Raw genomic sequence first — 729 nt, 5'->3', positions numbered from 1 at the left:
TGATGCTTCTATTAGATTGCGGCAACACACGGATCAAGTGGTGTTTAGCTGAAAATAATAAAATCATAAGGTCGGGAGAGGAGTTGTTGTCGGCGCTTGATCCTGCTTTGCTGGCAGCAGAGTTGGGTGGCATGTCATTTAATAGGGTGCTGGTAGCATCTGTTAGGGTGTCTGAAGTACTAGATAGTCTGCTTGACGCGCTCCAGCGTATGGTGGATGTTAAGATTTATGCGATTTCTCATGATGATATGAGCGGGCAGCAATTTGCTTACGATGAGGTGAAAAGGTTGGGGGTTGATCGCTGCCTGGTAATATCAGCCGTGCGCGATCTGTATCAAGGCGCTTGTATGGTAATCGATAGCGGTAGTGCCTTGACGGCCGACTTGATTGACGGAGATGGACGGCATATTGGTGGCTATATTTTTCCAGGTTGCAAAATGTTGCAGGATTCGCTTGTGGCGGGGACATCGAAAATTGTATTAGATGATGATGTGCAGTGTGGATTATCTCCAGGCAGGAATACTGAGCAGTGTGTTGTTAATGGTGTTCATATTATGGTGAGTCAAACTATAAGCTACTTAGAGTCACAGTGTCAGGGCTATGGTATTAACAAGGTAATACTTACGGGTGGTGATGCTAAATATATCGCCGGATTTATCGTGGGGGCTTACGAATTGAGGCCTGTATTGGTCTTTGAGGGGATGGCTGGGCTGTTCGGATCTAGGCTTG

At 46.4% G+C, this 729-nt stretch carries 1 protein-coding gene; it reads left to right on the top strand.

Going from position 1 to position 729, the window contains the following annotated elements; genetic code table 11:
• Positions 1-2: 2 nt before the first annotated feature.
• Positions 3-729, top strand: a 727-nt coding sequence (locus A3756_RS03090) for a type III pantothenate kinase (protein ID WP_068552918.1), incomplete at its 3' end; no start/stop codon positions are given.

The sequence above is a fragment of the Oleiphilus sp. HI0086 genome (assembly GCF_001635225.1).
This window is presented reverse-complemented; position numbering and strand designations above follow the sequence as displayed.